Annotated in this window: 3 protein-coding genes; all 3 read right to left on the bottom strand. The window is 33.8% G+C overall.

The window, feature by feature from the left end; genetic code table 11:
- Positions 1-248: 248 nt before the first annotated feature.
- Positions 249-1,922: a hypothetical protein gene (locus tag HHU12_RS33205; RefSeq protein WP_169661024.1), complete on the bottom strand. Its 1,674-nt coding sequence runs from the start codon at positions 1,920-1,922 to the stop codon at positions 249-251.
- A gap of 182 nt (positions 1,923-2,104) precedes the next feature.
- On the bottom strand, positions 2,105-2,734 hold the full coding sequence (locus tag HHU12_RS33200; RefSeq protein ID WP_169661023.1) for a hypothetical protein: 630 nt from the start codon (positions 2,732-2,734) through the stop codon (positions 2,105-2,107).
- 673 nt (positions 2,735-3,407) lie between these two features.
- Positions 3,408-3,731: a hypothetical protein gene (locus HHU12_RS33195; protein ID WP_205960065.1), complete on the bottom strand. Its 324-nt coding sequence runs from the start codon at positions 3,729-3,731 to the stop codon at positions 3,408-3,410.
- Between the last annotated feature and the right edge of the window lie 374 nt (positions 3,732-4,105).

Below are 4,105 nucleotides of genomic sequence, written 5' to 3'. Positions count from 1 at the left end.
CTATGACCATTTTTCACTATATCGTTGCCTTCACAGTGAGGACAACGTATTTCTTTGTAATGTCTCATATACATATAACAAAGAATCAACCTAAATCATCCATTACCAAAAAAACATTCCTCAAATCTATTGTTTTCAGTACTAACAACCTTTGATTTACACGATAGCAGTGTGAATAACATAATAAAAATTAACTTATTCAAATCTCACTTTTTTAAGTTTGTACCTTCTTACATTAGAATTTAAAATCATATTCCAGTAAATCCAATCCTGAACACCCAAGGGTCATTTTGGAGAGGGTTGTATCTCTCTTCGTAAACGAAAGAATAAAGAAGCTGAAAACTGACACCAAAGAAATTTCCAAATTGGAAGGTGTAACCTGTACCTGCTCTAAAAGATGGATACCAATGTCTTTTATACTCTGGTTGAATAGGATCTGAAGCATTCATACTTTCTATTTCTGCATCCAAATGTGGCAAACCTTTAAGAGGAGTGTATTGAGTGAACACTCTGCCTCCATATACCCAAAGATCTTTGTCTTCAATTCTTGAATAACGAAGTAAGGGTGAAATACCAATATTGGTTTTCTTTTTCGCCCCCACTGCTTTATAAAACTGTGGAGCTGCCTCCACGCCAGGGTTTTCTCCTAACGTCATATTAATTCCCCCTCCTACTTTGAGAAACTTCCCTAAATCAATAGTGGTTTCAGGGATTTCAAACTCATCTAATTCAGGGTCCGCAAAGGGTAAGTCTTTTTTGGTCGATATTTGAAATTGCCATGGATTTCCATCCACTGGATCCACCCAGCCGGTTTTCCGCATTGCAGATGCTTCTATAGAGAAGAATTTTCCGACCTGCAAAGAGTACCCGGCACCTATCAAGATATCACTTTTCCAACTTGAAGTTGTTTCTGATGAAATGCCCTCTTTGGAAAAGGAAAGAGAATCGGGTTCATACAACCCAGAATATTCTACTTGCAAATAAGGTAAGTATTTATGGGGTTGTACTCTAGCAAACGCTCTACCTCCAAAAGACCAATTGGTCTGCAAGGAATCATATTGCATGGAAATATTGGGACCAACACCTACACTCCATGCATCACTAAGAGGCAACTGTATGGAGGGAGAATACGTGACTTTAAGTGGATCTTGCTGTTCTATAGTGACTGTATTTCCTATATTCAAAGCTTTTGTCAAAAGGTTGAAGCCATCTGTGAATGACATATTTTGCATGTCTTTGAATTGATCCAACATCTTGAGATTTGGGCTTTGGGTTTCTTGATTGGGATCAAAACCATTGAGGTTGCTTTTGATCACTTGATCCAATCCTTTCTTTCCAAAACCGATAGAAATCCCTGCCAATACACCCCAATCATTGTGCTGATAGTGATAATTAACATCCGAATACAGTGTAATGATTTTATCCTTTTTATTTTTCCACGCATAACCACCTCCTACACTGATATAGTTGGTATTGGGTTGCCATCCATGCCCTACATTGAGTATCCCTTTTCTTTGATCGCCTAATCTGTATTTTACTTTTCCTTCTGCTAGCCAACGATCTGAAATTCCTAATGTTATGGAATCGGTATTGAGCATTACATTTAGCCCCACCACTGCTTCTGCTTCCCAACGTAAATAGCGGTAACTAATACCGGATGTAAGGTAAGGTGCTATATTAGGATGCAATGTATTATCACCTTCTTTCCCAGGGTTGAAATCAGGGACTGACGATAACATACCTACTCGTCCTCCTACAAAAGGTAACAGTTGGGGTACTTTTCCCATCTGCAATAAACTGTCTCCCAACTGCTGTTGTTGTATAAGCTGTTTCTGTTGTTTGATTTGGGAAAGGGAGGGAAAGGTCTGTGCATTCAAAACCTCGAATGAAAAAAATAAAAACAGTAAGAGTGTGTATCTCATTTTTTGGTGTTTGCTTCTGATTATTGTGCTGTAAAGGTCAATTTCTGATAAATACCATATCAAAAATTGACCTTGTTATTTTACCTACCTTCTTTTGGTTTATTGTAATAAGTTGGAAACTTATCCGATTGATTAATTCCGATTGACGCTAATGCTTAACATTCGGAACAGTGTGAAAAATTTCAAATTACATTAATTGGAATATTAACGTAGTAAATTTTTCTACTTTCGTTATTATGTGGGGAGTTAAAATTATAATTCACTACCTTGTATCTAATTGAATACTTACCTCTTTTCCTTGCTATATCTTGGCAAATAATATCACTTTCTCCATTTTTTTTTGCGACAATAAAATTTTGTTTATCAGGTTCACCATCATAAAAAAACTCATCATAATCCTCAGAAACAAAAATATTAATTTTATCATAGACCAAGTTATCTAATGTAATTTTGAAGGTTAATGTATCTCCTAAATGAACTGTATTACTCGATAAAAATTTAATTTTATACGCTTCCCAATTATAATCTATTAAACCATTCTTGTAATTTTCAATAGATTTTAACCATTCTTTTTGATTCCCTTCAAGGTCAGTAACTATTTCATAACAAGTTTTATTCAGAAGTTCATTTTGGTTTATACTATCATAGAAAAAAGAACAACCGTTTACCATACCATTTAAATATTGAGTGGAATCTTTTATAAATCCATTTCTATAAAATCTTATATGTGAGCCTTGCTGCTTAGATAAAGTATCTAAAAAAGAAATACCAGCTAGTTTTTTATTCGAATAAAAACCTTTAAATCTATACAAATTATCACCTATACTATCGATTCGATAACCATAATCATGATCATCTCTATAGTTTTTATCAAAATAATAAACAGAACCATCAGTTTTTTCAACACGAATTAATCCTTCAAACTGCCCTGTTTTGACAATTTCTATTTTTTTTCTAACCTTTCCGAGCAGGAAAAGCTTAGAAAAAACACGAACGATATTATTATTTTTATGCTATTCATTTTTTTGGATATGTGTGAATTAGTACAGTGCCTTTAACTGTTATATTTGTTTTTAGATCTGTTGATTACATAACTCCTACTTCTTCTCTTTAAAAAAAGGTTTTTCATTAGACACTGTAGCATTCCATTAGGGTCAATAAACCTAATCGGATTATCAATAAGTATAATTATAAACTGAATATCGCTCAACTTTCTGCTAACAGATCAACCACAAACTACCTCCCAAAACTAGCATCATAATGCCTAGTACCTAATCGATAAAAACTAAATTTCCTCCAGTTTCTCTTGAACATTCTACTTGAACCTATATTCCAGTTTACCTTGTTTATCACTAACGGTCATATTAATACCAAAGGGATAGTAGTGATTTTCTTGAATAACGTAGTCATCAAAGAAGACAATGAATATTGGCTTTGACGAATGAAGCGGTCACATTGCTTTTATGGTAAGTCCGTACTTCTAAATCACAGCCCTAAATCCCTTCTAGCTCTCGCGTTCAATAATTGTAAGGAATCAACTTCTTCTAAAGTCCAACCTTTGGGTGGTGCATGCATGTTCTTTTCTAGTGGACATATTTCACCTGCCCAAGTTGGAATGAACTTTGAATACTGAACTAACCAATATTTTTGATCAGTACCCCTTAATCCAGAAGATGCTACCGAATATATATCTCCATTTACTTTATAACTTATTGACGGGCTAGCTCCTTTAAAGGAAGTGACAATACCTACTGTATACCTCTGAGGAGAAAAAGATAAAGCAATATAAATTATCGCTAAACATAGCATGAATAATATTTTAAACTTCTTGTCACTCATATTGATTTTTTAGAGGGTAATACAATTCTAAAGCTCAAGGTGACGTTGGCACTTAACACCTTCCTAGGTAGTGAGGATTTATTATTCATTATATTATTAGGTTTAGTTTCTTTTGTTACAGTTTGCGATTTGTACTATGCGACAATAAATATAATCATCTATTTTAATTCTTCCATCTAAGTATATGACAAAAAAATGACTCTCCATGAAATTGATTAAATTTGAATTTCGACATACAAAATTTATCAATTATGGAGAGTCAACACGAATATACGAAATTGTTTGAAAAAATAAATTCACAGATCAAAATCAACAAAGCTAGATTAGATTGTTTGACATATCTA

Source organism: Flammeovirga aprica JL-4, from assembly GCF_012844305.1.
GTDB lineage: Bacteria > Bacteroidota > Bacteroidia > Cytophagales > Flammeovirgaceae > Flammeovirga > Flammeovirga aprica.
The sequence above is the reverse complement of the archived record's forward strand: the minus strand, read 5'-3'. Positions and strand labels throughout refer to the sequence as shown.

Bases quoted from the DNA above. Each gene is read 5' to 3' on its own strand.
- HHU12_RS33205 (WP_169661024.1), bottom strand. From the start codon at position 1,922: ATGAGATACACACTCTTACTGTTTTTATTTTTTTCATTCGAGGTTTTG.
- HHU12_RS33195 (WP_205960065.1), bottom strand. From the start codon at position 3,731: ATGCTATGTTTAGCGATAATTTATATTGCTTTATCTTTTTCTCCTCAG.